The sequence below is a fragment of the Vibrio astriarenae genome (assembly GCF_010587385.1).
In the GTDB taxonomy this organism is placed as follows: Bacteria; Pseudomonadota; Gammaproteobacteria; order Enterobacterales; family Vibrionaceae; genus Vibrio; species Vibrio astriarenae.
Window position 1 is genome coordinate 1,161,122 of the sequence record NZ_CP047476.1, and the last position, 14,431, is coordinate 1,175,552.

The following is a 14,431-nucleotide window of genomic DNA, read 5'->3' on the forward strand; positions in this document are numbered from 1 at the left end:
TATATGGGACGGTTTCGAAATAGAAAGTAGATCAAACCAACACACTGTTATTTGTGAGATTGAACGTTACTGGCAAGGAATGGGGCAAATTCGAGCTACGCTCCCAAACCAGAGCAGCTTAGGACCTAACTTTATTGGAAAAATAGTTAATTTGGCAAAGTACGAATTTGGTGGAATACGGCAAACTGCAATTTGTAAAGACATCGTTTTTGTTGAGATATCGCCCCCTCCCTGAAGAACGCGATAGGTCTGTCATAACGTTCTGATTTGGAGCATGTAACTTCTCTTTCTAAAGCCAAGCTTCTCATAGAATGGGATGACTTCTTCATTGCCAACTGCAACCGAGATATTCACTTGATTGCAATTGTGGTCACTTAGCCATGATATCGCCGATTGAATAAGTTGCTTGCCTATAGAAGAACCTTGGTATTGAGGTTTTACATATAGTTAATCAACTTCTCCCGAGTCATTGGTAACCGAAGCGATACAATAACCAACGAGTTCAGAGCCAATTTTGGCGGCATAGACTGCCAATAGCTCCGCTTGCAATAGTTTTTCAATGCGATCTGAGAAAGAGAAAGAAGCATAATGATCTTTGAAGTTGTCTGATTTAATAAAGTGCAGCTCATTAAGTTCGCACCACAAGTGTTCGATTTCCGAAATACTATCTCTTGATATCTCAACGATTTCCATTCGTGTCTCTCATTTTCGTTTAGAGCGCTTTGGTAAGATCCCAGCTTACTCGACATTACACAGATAAGAAAATGTAGGTCAAACCACCTCACAGTGATTTGTGAGGTTGAATGCTACTGGCAAGGAATGGGGCATTTCCTGTTTCATGCCCCGCAAGAAATACTTTGGAGAAAATTGAGTTTTAGCTTTTGTTAAATTAGCATTCAGCTGATTTTTTTTGCCACAATTGTAAGGCCTTCTGTATAACTATATCCGTAACCATAACCATAGCCGGAACCTCCATAGTCTCTCCTACCTTTTTGCTGATCCCAATCATACTTATATTTGGCAGATGTAACAGGTGTTACAGATATGACCTCATAGCCTTCCTTGTTAAGGCTCATGATTGCATTTTGCAAGTCTTCTGACAGCTTCCCCCCATCGATCTCACAATCAGACCAGCCTGTTTGCTCCCAGCTTCGCTCCTCAGTCATTATATCTTTTTCGCCGCCAAATAAGCCTTTCTTCTTCTCGCCTGAAGGAACCATAATCGTATTTATCTTTCCTACAGGTTTAAATTTTGCTTCAACAAACACAACCTTGTTTATCATTTTCCGTCCTCTAATTTTTGGATGTTTGAACAGCTAGTTTTATATACGGTAAGTAACCGTCTATCCTGCGCTACTTTCCGGCTATATAACCAGTGATGAGATTAACTTTAAATATAACGACCCTTAAAATCAATGACTTATATGACTACTCTTCTGTGGCAAATCTGGGGCAAAAGCATTTTGTAATCTATCCTGACTTTATACTTGCTCAGTAGATAGACTTAATAGATGATAAGGCTTAGAGTGAAACGACATCCGAAGATTAGAAAAAGTATGTCATCACGGATGATTGCCATTTGCTATTGATAGTATTAACTAAAGCGTATTGGGGCATTTCCAAGTTAAGGAAGACGAACTGTAAAGCTATGGACAAAGGAGCACCAGGGGGCTTAGCTATTAATCACTTTTATTTGCGAGACGGTTCAAACGTTAACGTTTGTCGATGGGTAGTTGTGAACCACGTGCCACTGTATGATTATTTGGCGTACAGGAAACACCGACAGCTTCGCTTGCTGCGCTGGTGCCGCATCACGTGTTGATGACCGAGTGACACCAGACTAGGAAACTAGCTGGGGTTATTGTGTTCTATCGTAGGTAATTGACCTGGGGGGTTGGACGTGTACTTGATCATTAAACAGGGCAAACTATTTTTACTTCTACTGACAGTGAGCGGTCGGCAAATCAGCCCAGCTAGTTAGGTAAGCTGGTGAAAGTCGGTCTTGAGTCATCTTTGCTTTGGCGTCAAAACCCTCTGCACCTAAACGTAAAACACGTTTACCTGCGTGAGTATTTATGATGTCCATCGTCTTCATTAGCCGTGTGTCTTGCTGTGGAGCAAACATATCCCCCTGAGTCTGCTGCATGTCGCACAACTCAAGGCAGCGACAACCTATTTTGTAGTAGCGCTGCCCATCCTGATATAGGCCATTGTTCAAAGCCGCCGTCATTGCCTTAGTTAAGGAGCGAGTATCATCAAGAGCCGTTGCAAATCGCACTGTTTCACTACGAGAAAAAGGATCTGCTGCATGTTGACCTGAAGATACATGGAACTGTACACATCGGGTACCAAGCCCAGCTTTACGAAGCTTAGCCGCTGCTACTGCTACTCGTCCACTTAATGCTTGATGAAGCTCATCAAACGTTTCAGCTCGAACCGTAAGGCTTAAACTTGCCCCTATCTCTTGCTTGCTTTGAACATCCGGGAAACTTCGAAAGTTGTAAACTAACTCACCATTGAGTTCACGTACCACTCGCTCTAAATTGATAGAGCCGGCTTGTTTGGCGAGTTTTAAAGGCATTCTGGCTAGCTCTGCGGCTGTAGATATTCCCTTAGAATTAAGCATTGATGCTGTTCGACGGCCTACACCCCAGATCTCCCCAACAGGGACTTGCTGTAATATCTGGCCTTCGTTTTGAGGTGTTAACAGCGCGATACCACGGTAGCCATCAAAAGTTTTCCCAACGTGACTAGCTACTTTTGCTAAAGTAAATGTTCTTCCAAGGCCACAACCGATTGGTAATCGGGTATTTGTCCATGCTAGTCGACGAATCTGCCTTGCTGTCGCTATCCATTCGTTATCAGTGAGCGAGACGTTATCAATGGCAGCAAAAGCTTCGTCGATGCTGTAACGGTGGTAGTGTGTGAAAAGTTGTGAGTCTTCCAGCGTACTATGAAGCCTATTAGACATATCCGCATAGAGAGTGTAATTGGAGCTAAACACGGCAACATCCGCAGCCTCTAATAGGGATTTTTGCTGGAAATATGGCGCAAACTTTTTGACCCCAACGGCTTTAGCTTTCTTATTCGCTGCTACAATCATCCCATCGCCATTACTGAGTACAACGATGGGTTTATCTCGTAGGTCGGGCCGAAATACCGCTTCAACTGAGCAGTACATGGCATGAACATCACAAAGGAAAATCATGGGTTCAAAGGGCGATGGCAACGGATAGATTGGACAACCACACCCTCAATTAGTGAAGCGGAATTTATAGCAACCGGAGCATATTCTTCATTGGCACTAATTAAGCACTTTTGGTTTAAGTCTAAAAGCTTGACTACGAAAAGCCCTTCATGAGTTGCTACAACACATCACCGTGGCGAGGTATAGAGGCTCGGTCTATCACAAGTAAATCACCGTCATAAATCCCAACACCTATCATACTGTCACCTTGAGCGCGAACGAAGTAAGTAGAAGATTTACGCTCACCAATAATGAGATCATCTAAGCTCAATGATCTTAGCGCTTTATATTCTGCAGCCGGTGATTCAAATTGACTAATCCCTGCACTAGCATTGAGTAGTGACATAGGCGCTCCGATAATTACTGTTTTTATATACAGTAATTATCTCTAATCGTTTTTGGCTGTCAAGATAATCGAGTTGTATAACGCCATTCTCGCATAAGGTCCCTAGACGATACTTTACTTGATGTAAATCTAATCCTCTTCGGACTGTTCAGAGTTTCTCGTGCTTGCGAGCATTTCGGAAGTAATGCTTAGTACCTTTTCTCTCTCGCCTTTTGACAATTTAGATAGGTTAATAGCCAACTCAGCAGAAACCTCATCTTCACAGAAAAAATAGTTTAAAGGGACTCCAAGCTCATCCGCCAGTGATTTAAGCGTACTGATGTCAGGCGTGTGTTTTCCCTTCTCATATTGGTTCATTCGAGGGCTTGCAGAGCTTTCATCCATACCTATGCGCACCCCCAAGGCTTTCTGAGAGAGTTTTGCTTTTTTTCTTGCTTCTTTAAGACGCTCTGGGATTGGGCTAATGAAGGACACTTTTTATTCATATGTATGATCACAAGGTAACTAAGATTTTCTTAGTTTTACTAATTTCTGTATACTAAGCAATCCTTAGTTTTTTCTTGGTGTAAGTTTTAAATGAAACGTTCTACTAAAATCAGTGCAATGATGCACAAGTTATTGATTGAAAGGGAAATGGATGGCTTTTCAGTTGTTGAGTTAAGAGATGCCTTTGTTTCTACTGACAATAGTGGAACTGATCCTGACGAAGCTAGAAGAATGGTGTATCGCCAGATCAGACGCTTCACTGACAACGAATGGCTAAGAATAGAGGGTAAGGGACGCGAGAAACGGTATTTTCAAACTAAGCAGTTTAAAACCCTAGAGGTTTCGTCAAAAGACGAAACAACGCGGTTGAGTTTACCTGCAAGCCCTGATTATTCAGTATTGATATCTGAGTGCAGTCAATATAGAGCGGAGCTTGAAATTGTGCTTAGTGAAATTGATGAATATCAATCAGTTATTCATCGCTTTGGAGAGCTTGAAACAAAATTGAAACCCTTACTCGAACAAGCGAAAGAGAGGTCAGCGAAATTGCTTGGCAAAGTGAACGTACTCACGAACACTCTCAACACGATTTCTGAACAAGTAAAGCCATGTTAAGGTTTTGGCAGGCAGAGTGCTCAGACGACGCATTCGAAAAATACTCAAATAGGCAGAATCATTTCTTTTGCCAAGCAACGCCTGGTGCAGGCAAAACTGTGTTGGCCGCGAACATAGCTTCGAGATTACTTGAAAGTAACATGATAGACCTTGTGTTGTGTTTTTCACCTTCATTAGCTGTTGCAGAAGGGATAAAGAAGACCTTTTCGAATACTCTTAAATGTTCTTTTAGCGGCGAATTAGGCTCTATTGGACGATCGCTCACTTATCAATCGATTCAGTTTCTCGATGAGGGCTTTTGGGAAACGCTGAGTAAGTATCGTGTGTTTGTCGTTTTTGATGAGATTCATCATTGCTCTGGTTCTGAAGTTGGTTCAGCGAATGTCTGGGGACAACAAATACTGACTAAAATTCAAGGTTTGGCCACATACACACTCGCAATGTCAGGGACTCCTTGGCGCTCGGATTCATTGCCAATTGTTTTGGCTGAATATAGCGACCCAGATGGAGAGTTAGTGGTTGACTACCAATACACTTTAAAGCAAGCCATTGCCGACAAAGTTTGTCGAAGTCCAAAGATTGTTCTAGTCGATAACGAACATTTGACAGTAACCAACGATGATGAAAAACAGTCTTTTTCGTCGATTCTGGAAATGCTTGAACAAACCAAAACCTCTTACCAAAGTATTCTTCACAACCAAGAGGCGATGGAGCATTTACTTGGCCTAGGTTGCAAAAAGCTCGAAGAGCTACGTCGTATTAAAAGTGATGCAGGGGGCTTAGTCGTTGCCTCTTCCGTCGCACACGCACACAAGATTAAAAGGATACTTGCAAAAAAATACGCTCAAACAGTTTCTATTGTAACGTATCGCCACGAAGAGCCACTGGCAGAAATAGAACGATTTCGGAGTAGTGATACGGAATGGATCGTTAGTGTGGGGATGATTAGCGAGGGGACTGATATACCTCGCCTACAAGTTTGTTGCCACATGAGTGCGGTTAAAACTGAGCTGTATTTTAGGCAAGTACTTGGTCGTATCCTTAGAGCAAATGGAATTGCCCCTCAGTATGCATGGCTGTTTACTTTTGCAGAGCAAAGCTTGATAGAGTTCTCTGAGCAAATTGAACAAGATATCCCAACGTCCTGCATGTTCGCTAGCGTAAAAATGCCAATAGCGCAGGATTTAATTACTGCAGTTAAAATAGCAGAAACCAAAATAACCCAACAAACTGAAGACTTCGCAGACCAGAGAGTGATGTGGGATCCCAAGACTAAAGATGGCTCAACGCAAGTGCTAGATTATACTCTAGATGAAATAAGGCTTGGCTCATTCAAGCAAAGAGTTATCGCGGCATTTACGGCACGCGAACAGTAAGGCGGTGCAAGGCCAGTAGGCCTTGTTTTAAGCTCATTGTACCCGTTTTACATGGCAGCTGCTCACCAGCAAACATCTGGACAAAAGTGCGTTAGAAAGGCCACTCTAAAACTTATATTCTAGAAAAGATTAAGTATTGTTAATACCATTAAACTCTCGTATGAATCAGTTATACTGAGTCATACACGAATTTGACGACTTTGGCGATGTAACTCGAACAGATCGTACACACGAAAACTCCAGGTTAGCCTCGGTAATGATAGACAAAGCGCTTTCTCTACGATTTTTCACTATTTATTTGTCTCACTAATTGCCGAGCTTTTACAGAAAACCTGCCATAACTATTGCTTAATAGGCAAGTTGATATTGGATTGAGTAAGCAGTGAAGACACTGTTCTTATTCCGTGTGAATCTGCTCCCAGTAGATTCTGATAGCCAATCAAACGTGGAGTTAGGCTCGTGTCTTCCTTAGCTATATCTGCTTTTATAGATGACATAGCCTGAATTGCGTTTTGTATCGTTGTTTCATCAAGTTTCGATAGAAAAAGAAGACTTGAGCGAATACTTGAACCATTAATGCCTAATGTTTGTACAGACATGCTTCCTGACACCTCACCATTCTGAGCAGCTAGTGAGAGCGCACTTAAGTTTCCAAGCTCTACGCTTCCTTTTAGTACATTAATGTTTGCTTTGAGCCGAATACCAATACCTATATACACAGGAATCGAGAAAACACTAGGTTCCACATTTGCTCGTTTAATTTCTGAGACTGAAGGTGAACGAAAAACTGTTTTAAATGTACCATCAGAAACTATCCCACAATTTAGGTCCTCTTTTACGATTCTGCTAGCGTTTGCCTGAAAGTCCGCTGCATCTCCTTCGTTAACGGCTTTTAACGACCAAATTTCGTTTTTATCTTTCGCAATTATGTCGCCAATTTCTCTCTCATAGGGGTAGCACCTGTTTCTCATTACTGTCTGAGGAGGTACATCTACAAACCACTTACCGTATAAATTTACTGGATAAGTCATTGAGTTTATGTAGTCAATTACAACTTCATAAGAATTACCTTCAACACCAACTCCAAGTCCAATCGTCGGTATACTACCATCCAGTGATTGTGACGTTTGCCTAGTAGATATCCTCACAGAATTATCGGGCAAGAGCTTTAGAAGTTTTTCATTTTTTTCTTTTTGGTTAGTGTTTGTTGATTCGTTCACAATGTATGTGACATTTATTGGTTCGAGAGGCACGTATGTATAACTGTTTGTCACTTCCGCTTGTGTTGAAGGCAACTGTTGATTGTTCCAAGTTCTCTGAACTATTCCACAAGACGTCAAACTAATGCACATTAAGACCAAGATTAATTTTTCGTTCATCACCGCTCATCCTTTTCTTTGAGTGACTAACAATAGAATAGGCATGAAAGCTCATATCTGCTAACCAAACGACCTTTTCTATCATTGGTCTAACTAAAAAATAAGCAATGATGCTGACGTTTATGGTTCTGGTTTGCTTGTCCAAACTCACTTCGGGGCAAAAATGAGTTTATTCCCGCAAAGCATCACCCCTCAACGCCTCAAAAGTGCGCCTTTAAGAAGTGACTAATTTTCTGGAAACTGGTAGCATCAAAGTTCAAGATTTAGGAAAAGCAGCTAAAAATTACTGTTTTTCTGGAAAAGGCTCGTAAGCCTTATCACGCAAACCTTTCCAGATTTATTGCTGAAACCACCTGTGTAGGTAATTTAAGAATACACTGCAAGAGAATCGCAAACGCTCACCAGAAAAAGAGCAGAACTCGTTTGTGACTGTGAACTCTTTCTTAAACCCTGATTGGGGGCTTGGTGTTCGCGATACAATGAGTCAATCACTGCGTCGTCTGGAAAACTTGACCGATCGCCATCAAGAGCTAGATGGAAAGATGGATGCAGAAAAAATGCGTTATATCTTCGACCTCCCTCTTTACAACGAAGATGGCACCTTTAAAGAAAATGGTGGTGTAACCAAACCAACGAACCAAGATGTTGATTTGACGAACTACCAAGTGGTCACTGATCTGAAAGAGATGAACTTCTCTATCAAGCTTCCTGCCCTTGGAGAAAATTGGGTCACTGTTGACCTGAACGAAATGTTCAATAAGTAAGTGGAACGGGCTAAGTCATCGAGACTTAGCCCGCTTTTTATGGCCTATGCCCAACCACTCACCTCACGACTTATCAAACACGATGTGATTGAAAGGCCTCACTAATGGCATCTAATACTACTTGTTGCGCATTGGATTTTAATGTGCGATGACGATAAGCCACACTCACCGCTCGCTTTCCAAAATCATAACCGGGAAGCCACTCGACCAAACTGCCGTCTTTCAACTGTCTCTCGACAAAATACTCTGAAGTAAAACAGAACCCTACACCATGCGAGACCATTTCTAGGACCGCCTGAGCCTCTGTCAGTACAACCTTCGGGAACAAATGGACGGTTTCAAGCTGCTGACGCTGCTGATTGTAGCCTGCTAGTTGGTAATTTTTTAAATGTCCCACGAAAGGGTGGTTTTTTAGCTCATTGATGTCTGTAACCACACCATGCTGCTGTGCATATTGCTTTGAAACAACCACTTTAACCCCGAACTCATACAACTTTTTCGCCACGAGATTACTGTCTGGTAGATCGCCAGTGAGGATGGCAATGTCTGCATCTGGGTCGATAACTGAAGTGTCAGAGGCGGGAATGAACTTGAGTTTAAGCCGTGGATACTGATGAACTAACTCGACGATTTTGTGCTTGAGGAAATAATCATAAACAAAGGGCGTACAATCAATGCTGACTTTTCCGGAGACGTCTTGCTCATCTTTACGAAGATTATCTATCTCTTCAGCAAGGCTTTGATAGTGTGGAGATAGTCGTTGGTAATAGCGCTTGCCTTCATTGCTCGGCGTCAAGCTGGTTTTAGAGCGAATAAAAAGCTGTGTCCCAACCAACTCTTCAAGGCTGTTCACTCTACGACTTATCGTGGAAAGAGGAACATCCAGTTGCTCACTGGCCTTTTTCATACTGCCGTGTTCAACGACCTGGCAAAAGATATAAAAATCATCGAGAAAGCGCATAAACTACCTACTTGCTGTATCTAGGATAAGCATAAGAGCAAGAACGCAGTTTGGGAATAGCCTCTCGGCTATTCCCTAAATTTTGTGAGGAATCTGCAAGTTATTTTAAAGCTGTGAAGGTTATACCTATGAGAAACGTTCGCCTGTACTCATGTCATCTTCAAAGTAACCACCGCCAGTCTTTTCACTTGGGTCTTGATAATCAAAACGCTCACCTGTACGCATGCTATCTTCAAAGTAGCCACCACCAGTTTTCTCACTTGGGTCTAGGTAAGCAAAACGCTCGCCTGTACGCATGTTATCTTCAAAGTAGCCACCACCGGTTTTCTCACTTGGGTCTAGGTAAGCAAAACGCTCACCTGTACGCATATTATCTTCGAAGTAACCACCACCAGTTTTCTCACTTAGATCTAGGTAAGTAAAACGCTCACCGGTACGCATACTGTCTTCGAAGTATCGCTCACCCGTGCGTTGATCGTCTTCATTATAAGTAAAGCCTTGCTCTGCAGAGCCTGACATTGCAGTTCCCATAGCATCAGTCACTTGTGTGCTTGCTGCAAATGCTGCAGGAGTAATCAACAGAGTAGTCATTAATACCGTCGCTAGAGTTTTCATAAGTTCACCTCATTAGTCATTCTTGGATTAGGTCGGCTCCCTGCTGACAGAACCAATATTAGGTGAATCCACTGCGTCTCGGTAGAGCACTTTTTGCAAGCCTCCATCCCAAAAATGGGATAGGTAAAGTTAGATAAGCTTATCAGATTGCAGAAACGGAAAAGCCTCTCTTGAGGCCAAGAGAGGCTTTGCTTGATTCGATCTATGAGTTAGACGCTATTCCTCGTCAACATATTGAGCTTGGAGATAGTTTTCAATACCGGACATTTCTATCAGACCCAATTGCGTTTCAAGCCAATCGACATGTTCCTCTTCATCTTCGAGGATCTCTTGGAACAGATCACGTGACACATAGTCTCTGGCATCTTCAGCATAAGCAATGGCATCACGAAGATCAGGGATTGCGATCAACTCCAGTTTTAAATCACACTCGATCATCTCTTTGGTGTCTTCACCGATCATCAACTTGCCAAGGTCTTGCAGATTCGGCAGCCCTTCCAGAAATAAAATACGCTCAATCAGCTTATCGGCATGCTTCATCTCATCAATGGATTCATGATACTCCTTGTCTGCTAAGTGTTTGAGCCCCCAGTCTTTGTACATGCGTGCGTGAAGAAAGTACTGGTTAATAGCAATAAGCTCATTACCAAGGATTTTGTTGAGATGTTGAATAATAATTGGATCGCCTTTCATGACGTGCCCTCCTCTTTGGCTCTATTAAGCGTAGAAGCTGATTGAGGTCTGTCAAAAAAGCACGAGAGAAGCCGAGCGAATTAATCACCCGGTTAATGTCGAGAGGTTGGGACTAACAAGCTTCTTTAAAGAGGGCTTGCTGCGTCTCACTTAAAATTTCTTTCGCTTGTTTTACGCACTTACCGCACTGGCTGCCCAATGAGGTGCATTTTCTTATGGTACGCATGTCCTGCACGCCCTCTTCAATGGCGAGCTTTCTAATTTTCTTATCAGAAATTCCATGACACAAACAAACGTACATAATCAAAACCTAGTAAAACTGCTGGATACAAATCAAATATAAACAATAACAATTCGCATTACCAGGGTGTTTTTAGGCTAATTTTGTCAGAATTTACTAAGTGTTTGAATCCCAATAAGGAGGGGTGCCAAAATAATTTGAAAAGAAGTCAATAAAAGCGCGAACCTTAGGTGCAAGTAGCCTTGAGCTAGGGTAAACAGCCCAAACGGCGGACTGAGATTTCAAAGGATAGTCAGACAATATTTCCACCAACTCGCCTCGCTTTAAGTGCTCATAGACACACCATGTCGAACTCACTGTGATACCCAAACCGTGAACACAGGCATCCCTTACTGCTTCGCCATTGTCGGCTTTAAATGCCCCACGCGGCTTAATCGTCACCTCCCCTTTGTCGGTTACAAAGGTAAAGCTCTCTAGACCCGCGAGTTGGAGAAACTGGTGATTCAGTAAATCGTCGGGGTCGACTGGCTTACCAAACTTGGCAAGGTAATCTGGGGACGCACAAACAATGCGTCTATCACTGGCTAACTTTCTCGCCACCAGCGTCGAATCTTTCAACTCTGCGTTACGAATAGCGATATCAAAACCACCTTCAACAAGGTCAACAATCGAGTCTGAAAGCCTAAAGTCAACGGTTAGGCCCATGTTCTCGCTCATAAACTGTTGAAACGCTGGAATCAAGTGCATACGGCCAAATGAAGCGGGTGCTGAGACTCGAAGGGTGCCAGTTGGGAGTGCACTTCCTGCCCCTACTGCGGCTCTCGCTGCTTCTACCGACTCCAACACCTCCTCTGCATGAGGAAGGAAGGCAAGCCCCTCTTCCGTCAAGGATACTTTCCTCGTCGTACGGTGAATCAAGCGCACACCCAAAGCATCTTCAAGTTTATTGATATGGGCACTTGAAACCGCAGCAGACAAACCAAGCTCTGCCCCTGCCGCACTGATATTGTGGGTCGCGGCAATTCTTACAAACAGCTTTAAATGTTCGACGTTCATTCTTTCGTTAACGGCATTTGTTTTAAATTTGGTTTAAAGAATAGCGGCTAACTCTCTGATTTCCCACTACTACGTTTATAACTGGCGACTTTATCAACACATACAAATGATTGAAAAATGACATATTTAAAGATGTTTGGTTACATATACACTACTCATGTCATTGATTTGAAATAAAATTAATACGTTTTCGTCATCTTTCAAAGTTAGTTTGATCGCAAATCAACTCTCAAGGACTCGATGATGAAACGTACACTTATGAAACTTACCGCTCTGACTGCTGCACTCAGTGCTACGTCTGCTTTTGCTGCCTGCCCAGATACTCTGCGCTTTGCTGATACAGGCATAGAAGGCACTGAAGAGCTTCAACTGACATACCAACAGTTTGTCGATGAAGTACAAAACCGCCTAGGCGTAAAAGTCGAGTTCTTCCCTGTGGGTAACCGCACTACGGCTATCAACGCGCTTCGTTTTAACCAGGTGGATATTGTGCTCGCTGGGCCATCAGAATATGTGCTCATGACAGAGCATGTTGAAAATATCAAACCGATCAGTGCCGTTGTTCGCCCTGAATACTACTCAGTGTTTATCGCTCCAACCGATAGTGATATCAACTCACTTGATGATCTAAAAGGCAAACACATTGCAATGAAAGACCACGGTTCAACAACGGGTCACATCATGCCAATGTACATGCTTCACAAAGAAGGTATCGACTTAGACCGTGATGTTCGCATTAGTCTATTAGATGGTGCTCGTATGCAGGCACTCGCTTCTGGAGAAGTGGATGCGGTAGGTACTGGTGTACGTGACTTTGCCCCTTTTGTTGAACAACAAGGCGAAGGCAAATACAAAATCGTAGCGCAAAGCGAAACAATGCCAGGCGACCCATTCATTGCTGGCCCACATATTTCTCAACAATGCGCTGACTTCATCCAAGAGAAGTTCATGGATGATGCAGACGGCCTACTTCAAGCGATTCTAGCCCCAGGTAAGCGTAAAAAATACGTGGGTGCGCAGATGATTACCGTTAACGATGAAGTCTACGACATCGTTCGTGAATCTTACTCTCTACTATAAGGCTTACTATGCGTCTTGACGTCGTTGATCTAAAGAAAACCTACAGCGATGGCACGCAAGCACTTAATGGGCTCAGCTTCAGTGTTGAGCCCGGTGAAGGCGTGATCATTCTCGGCCATAACGGGTGTGGTAAATCCACACTAATGAAATGTCTGACCGGTATCGAACCGATTACCTCGGGCAAGATTGTATTGGACGGTACAGACCTAACTAACGCTCCTAATCGAGAGCTACGCGCACTGAGACAAAGAATTGGTTGCGTGTTCCAAAAGTTCAATATGGTCGGCAATCTCAGCGTTTTGCAAAACGTGCTCTTTGGCATGATGGGAAAAAAAGGCTACTGGTCTTGCAATACCCTAACCGCTTCAAAGGCGGATCGTCACTTGGCGATGGATGCACTGGATCGTGTTGGGCTTGCTCACCTTGCAGGTAAACGCACAGACACACTCTCTGGCGGGCAACAACAACGTGTCGCCATCGCTCGAATGCTAATGCAAGACGCCGAGGTGGTGTTTGCCGATGAGCCCGTCGCAAGTCTTGACCCAAAAGCAGGTCATGAAGTGATGGAGCTGCTTTGGTCAGTCATCAAAGAGCGCAATATGTCGGTCATCTGTGTCCTACACCAAATTGAGTTTGCGCGCGAGTTCGGTGAGCGTTTTGTCGGACTTAATTCAGGTCAGCTCATGTTTGATGCTGCATCAGCAAACATTTCTGATCAAGACATTGAACAACTTTACCAAATCAAAAACCACGTCGTATCGAGTCAACATGAACAGTCAATCAGCCAAGCTCAATTCTCTCCCGCCTAGATTTGAGGCGCCGTCGATCTTTACTTGGGTGGTTGCTCTGGTATTGATCGCGTTTTTTATTAACGGTTTTAGCTCAGCCAACATCACTACTGGCAGGCTCACCAATGGTGTGTCGAACTTGGGGATCTTCCTCGGTGATGCCTTCCCGCCAAACTTTAGCCGTGTCGATGTCATTGCAAAAGCAATGCTTGAGACATTTCAAATGGCGATTGTTGGCGTGGTATTCGGTGTTATTTTGAGTTTGCCGATGGCGCTGTTGTGTGCTCGTAACACCACACCTCACCCTATCGTCCGTTTTATCGCCGTCAACCTCGTATCCACATTCCGAACGATTCCTGATCTCGTCTGGGCACTGGTGTTTGTTATTGCAGTCGGTTTAGGGCCTTTAGCCGGCATTCTTGCCATTGTGATGGATACCATCGGTTTCTGTGCACGATTTTTTGCTGAACGTATTGAAGAGATCGATCCAGGTCCGAGCCGCGCACTCAATGCGATCGGAGCCAAACGCAGCAGTGTTGTCATGGGCGCAGTGATCCCGGAGTGTCTACCATCGTTCGTCGCAACGAGTTTATTCTCAGTGGAGAAAGCAGTGCGAAGTGCAGTCGTACTTGGACTCGTAGGTGCAGGGGGCATTGGTGTTGAACTATCCGCTTCGATGAACCTATTCCGCTACGACCAAGCACTAACCGTAATCATGTCCATCTTAGTGGTTGTAATTGCCGTCGAGCGCGTGTCAGGTATGATTCGCCGCAAAATTATGTAG

Annotated in this window: 16 protein-coding genes and 2 pseudogenes; 6 read left to right on the forward strand and 12 right to left on the reverse strand. The window is 43.5% G+C overall.

Annotated features, from left to right (window positions below; all coding sequences use genetic code 11):
• Positions 1–252: 252 nt before the first annotated feature.
• The 6 genes and pseudogenes from GT360_RS22125 to GT360_RS19545 form a co-directional block, all read right to left on the reverse strand.
• A pseudogene (locus GT360_RS22125) lies at positions 253–435 on the reverse strand (GNAT family N-acetyltransferase); the annotation flags it as partial.
• 12 nt (positions 436–447) lie between these two features.
• Positions 448–693 (reverse strand): hypothetical protein, encoded by a 246-nt coding sequence (locus GT360_RS19525; RefSeq protein ID WP_164650614.1) that lies wholly within the window; start codon positions 691–693, stop codon positions 448–450.
• Positions 694–896: 203 nt separating this feature from the next.
• Positions 897–1,283 (reverse strand): hypothetical protein, encoded by a 387-nt coding sequence (locus GT360_RS19530; protein WP_164650615.1) that lies wholly within the window; start codon positions 1,281–1,283, stop codon positions 897–899.
• A 656-nt stretch (positions 1,284–1,939) separates the two neighbouring features.
• Positions 1,940–3,208: a Y-family DNA polymerase gene (locus GT360_RS19535; protein WP_338062539.1), complete on the reverse strand. Its 1,269-nt coding sequence runs from the start codon at positions 3,206–3,208 to the stop codon at positions 1,940–1,942.
• Positions 3,205–3,593: pseudogene (locus tag GT360_RS19540) on the reverse strand (LexA family protein). The gene GT360_RS19535 and the pseudogene GT360_RS19540 overlap by 4 nt, the downstream one beginning before the upstream one ends.
• Before the next feature lie 129 nt (positions 3,594–3,722).
• Positions 3,723–4,067: a helix-turn-helix domain-containing protein gene (locus tag GT360_RS19545; protein WP_164650617.1), complete on the reverse strand. Its 345-nt coding sequence runs from the start codon at positions 4,065–4,067 to the stop codon at positions 3,723–3,725.
• A 102-nt stretch (positions 4,068–4,169) separates the two neighbouring features.
• Here GT360_RS19545 and GT360_RS19550 point away from each other — a divergent pair, with 102 nt between their 5' ends.
• Together GT360_RS19550 and GT360_RS19555 are read left to right on the forward strand one after the other, a co-directional pair.
• The gene (locus GT360_RS19550) at positions 4,170–4,694 is read left to right on the forward strand and encodes a hypothetical protein (protein WP_164650618.1); all 525 of its coding nucleotides are present in this window, start codon (positions 4,170–4,172) and stop codon (positions 4,692–4,694) included.
• The gene (locus tag GT360_RS19555; protein WP_164650619.1) at positions 4,688–6,070 is read left to right on the forward strand and encodes a DEAD/DEAH box helicase; all 1,383 of its coding nucleotides are present in this window, start codon (positions 4,688–4,690) and stop codon (positions 6,068–6,070) included. Before GT360_RS19550 ends, GT360_RS19555 begins: the two co-directional genes overlap by 7 nt.
• 341 nt (positions 6,071–6,411) lie before the next feature.
• On the opposite strand, the gene GT360_RS19560 is transcribed toward GT360_RS19555, so the two are convergent.
• Positions 6,412–7,449, reverse strand: a complete 1,038-nt coding sequence (locus tag GT360_RS19560; protein ID WP_164650620.1) for a hypothetical protein — start codon at positions 7,447–7,449, stop codon at positions 6,412–6,414.
• 425 nt (positions 7,450–7,874) lie between these two features.
• Here GT360_RS19560 and GT360_RS19565 point away from each other — a divergent pair, with 425 nt between their 5' ends.
• Positions 7,875–8,213 (forward strand): hypothetical protein, encoded by a 339-nt coding sequence (locus GT360_RS19565; protein WP_164650621.1) that lies wholly within the window; start codon positions 7,875–7,877, stop codon positions 8,211–8,213.
• A gap of 73 nt (positions 8,214–8,286) precedes the next feature.
• Here the strand turns inward: GT360_RS19565 and GT360_RS19570 are convergent, their stop codons facing one another.
• The 5 genes from GT360_RS19570 to GT360_RS19590 form a co-directional block, all read right to left on the reverse strand.
• The gene (locus GT360_RS19570) at positions 8,287–9,174 is read right to left on the reverse strand and encodes a LysR family transcriptional regulator (protein WP_164650622.1); all 888 of its coding nucleotides are present in this window, start codon (positions 9,172–9,174) and stop codon (positions 8,287–8,289) included.
• Between the two features lie 126 nt (positions 9,175–9,300).
• Complete coding sequence (locus GT360_RS19575) at positions 9,301–9,789, reverse strand: hypothetical protein (RefSeq protein WP_164650623.1); 489 nt, start codon at positions 9,787–9,789, stop codon at positions 9,301–9,303.
• A 216-nt stretch (positions 9,790–10,005) separates the two neighbouring features.
• Positions 10,006–10,482, reverse strand: coding sequence for a bacterioferritin (gene bfr, locus GT360_RS19580; protein WP_164650624.1), 477 nt, complete (start codon positions 10,480–10,482; stop codon positions 10,006–10,008).
• 112 nt (positions 10,483–10,594) lie between these two features.
• Positions 10,595–10,783: a (2Fe-2S)-binding protein gene (locus GT360_RS19585; RefSeq protein WP_164650625.1), complete on the reverse strand. Its 189-nt coding sequence runs from the start codon at positions 10,781–10,783 to the stop codon at positions 10,595–10,597.
• 96 nt (positions 10,784–10,879) lie between these two features.
• Positions 10,880–11,779 carry a LysR family transcriptional regulator gene (locus tag GT360_RS19590; protein WP_164650626.1) on the reverse strand — a complete coding sequence of 300 codons (900 nt, stop codon included), beginning with the start codon at positions 11,777–11,779 and terminating at the stop codon, positions 10,880–10,882.
• Positions 11,780–12,019: 240 nt separating this feature from the next.
• Here GT360_RS19590 and phnD point away from each other — a divergent pair, with 240 nt between their 5' ends.
• Genes phnD through phnE form a run of 3 tightly spaced genes read left to right on the forward strand, consistent with a single transcriptional unit; the run spans position 12,020 to position 14,431 of the window.
• The gene (gene phnD, locus GT360_RS19595; RefSeq protein WP_164650627.1) at positions 12,020–12,859 is read left to right on the forward strand and encodes a phosphate/phosphite/phosphonate ABC transporter substrate-binding protein; all 840 of its coding nucleotides are present in this window, start codon (positions 12,020–12,022) and stop codon (positions 12,857–12,859) included.
• Between the two features lie 8 nt (positions 12,860–12,867).
• Positions 12,868–13,668: a phosphonate ABC transporter ATP-binding protein gene (gene phnC / locus GT360_RS19600; RefSeq protein ID WP_164650628.1), complete on the forward strand. Its 801-nt coding sequence runs from the start codon at positions 12,868–12,870 to the stop codon at positions 13,666–13,668.
• Entirely contained in the window at positions 13,628–14,431 is an 804-nt protein-coding gene (phnE, locus tag GT360_RS19605; RefSeq protein ID WP_164650629.1) for a phosphonate ABC transporter, permease protein PhnE, read from the forward strand. The genes phnC and phnE overlap by 41 nt, the downstream gene beginning before the upstream one ends.

What these genes read in the sequence shown, in the direction of transcription:
- GT360_RS19525 (WP_164650614.1), bottom strand. Translation starts at nt 693, where the DNA reads ATGGAAATCGTTGAGATATCAAGAGATAGTATTTCGGAAATCGAACAC.
- GT360_RS19530 (WP_164650615.1), bottom strand. Translation starts at nt 1,283, where the DNA reads ATGATAAACAAGGTTGTGTTTGTTGAAGCAAAATTTAAACCTGTAGGA.
- GT360_RS19535 (WP_338062539.1), bottom strand. Translation starts at nt 3,208, where the DNA reads ATGATTTTCCTTTGTGATGTTCATGCCATGTACTGCTCAGTTGAAGCG.
- GT360_RS19550 (WP_164650618.1), top strand. Translation starts at nt 4,170, where the DNA reads ATGAAACGTTCTACTAAAATCAGTGCAATGATGCACAAGTTATTGATT.
- GT360_RS19555 (WP_164650619.1), top strand. Translation starts at nt 4,688, where the DNA reads ATGTTAAGGTTTTGGCAGGCAGAGTGCTCAGACGACGCATTCGAAAAA.
- GT360_RS19560 (WP_164650620.1), bottom strand. Translation starts at nt 7,449, where the DNA reads ATGAACGAAAAATTAATCTTGGTCTTAATGTGCATTAGTTTGACGTCT.
- GT360_RS19570 (WP_164650622.1), bottom strand. Translation starts at nt 9,174, where the DNA reads ATGCGCTTTCTCGATGATTTTTATATCTTTTGCCAGGTCGTTGAACAC.
- GT360_RS19575 (WP_164650623.1), bottom strand. Translation starts at nt 9,789, where the DNA reads ATGAAAACTCTAGCGACGGTATTAATGACTACTCTGTTGATTACTCCT.
- bfr (WP_164650624.1), bottom strand. Translation starts at nt 10,482, where the DNA reads ATGAAAGGCGATCCAATTATTATTCAACATCTCAACAAAATCCTTGGT.
- GT360_RS19585 (WP_164650625.1), bottom strand. Translation starts at nt 10,783, where the DNA reads ATGTACGTTTGTTTGTGTCATGGAATTTCTGATAAGAAAATTAGAAAG.
- GT360_RS19590 (WP_164650626.1), bottom strand. Translation starts at nt 11,779, where the DNA reads ATGAACGTCGAACATTTAAAGCTGTTTGTAAGAATTGCCGCGACCCAC.
- phnD (WP_164650627.1), top strand. Translation starts at nt 12,020, where the DNA reads ATGATGAAACGTACACTTATGAAACTTACCGCTCTGACTGCTGCACTC.
- phnC (WP_164650628.1), top strand. Translation starts at nt 12,868, where the DNA reads ATGCGTCTTGACGTCGTTGATCTAAAGAAAACCTACAGCGATGGCACG.
- phnE (WP_164650629.1), top strand. Translation starts at nt 13,628, where the DNA reads ATGAACAGTCAATCAGCCAAGCTCAATTCTCTCCCGCCTAGATTTGAG.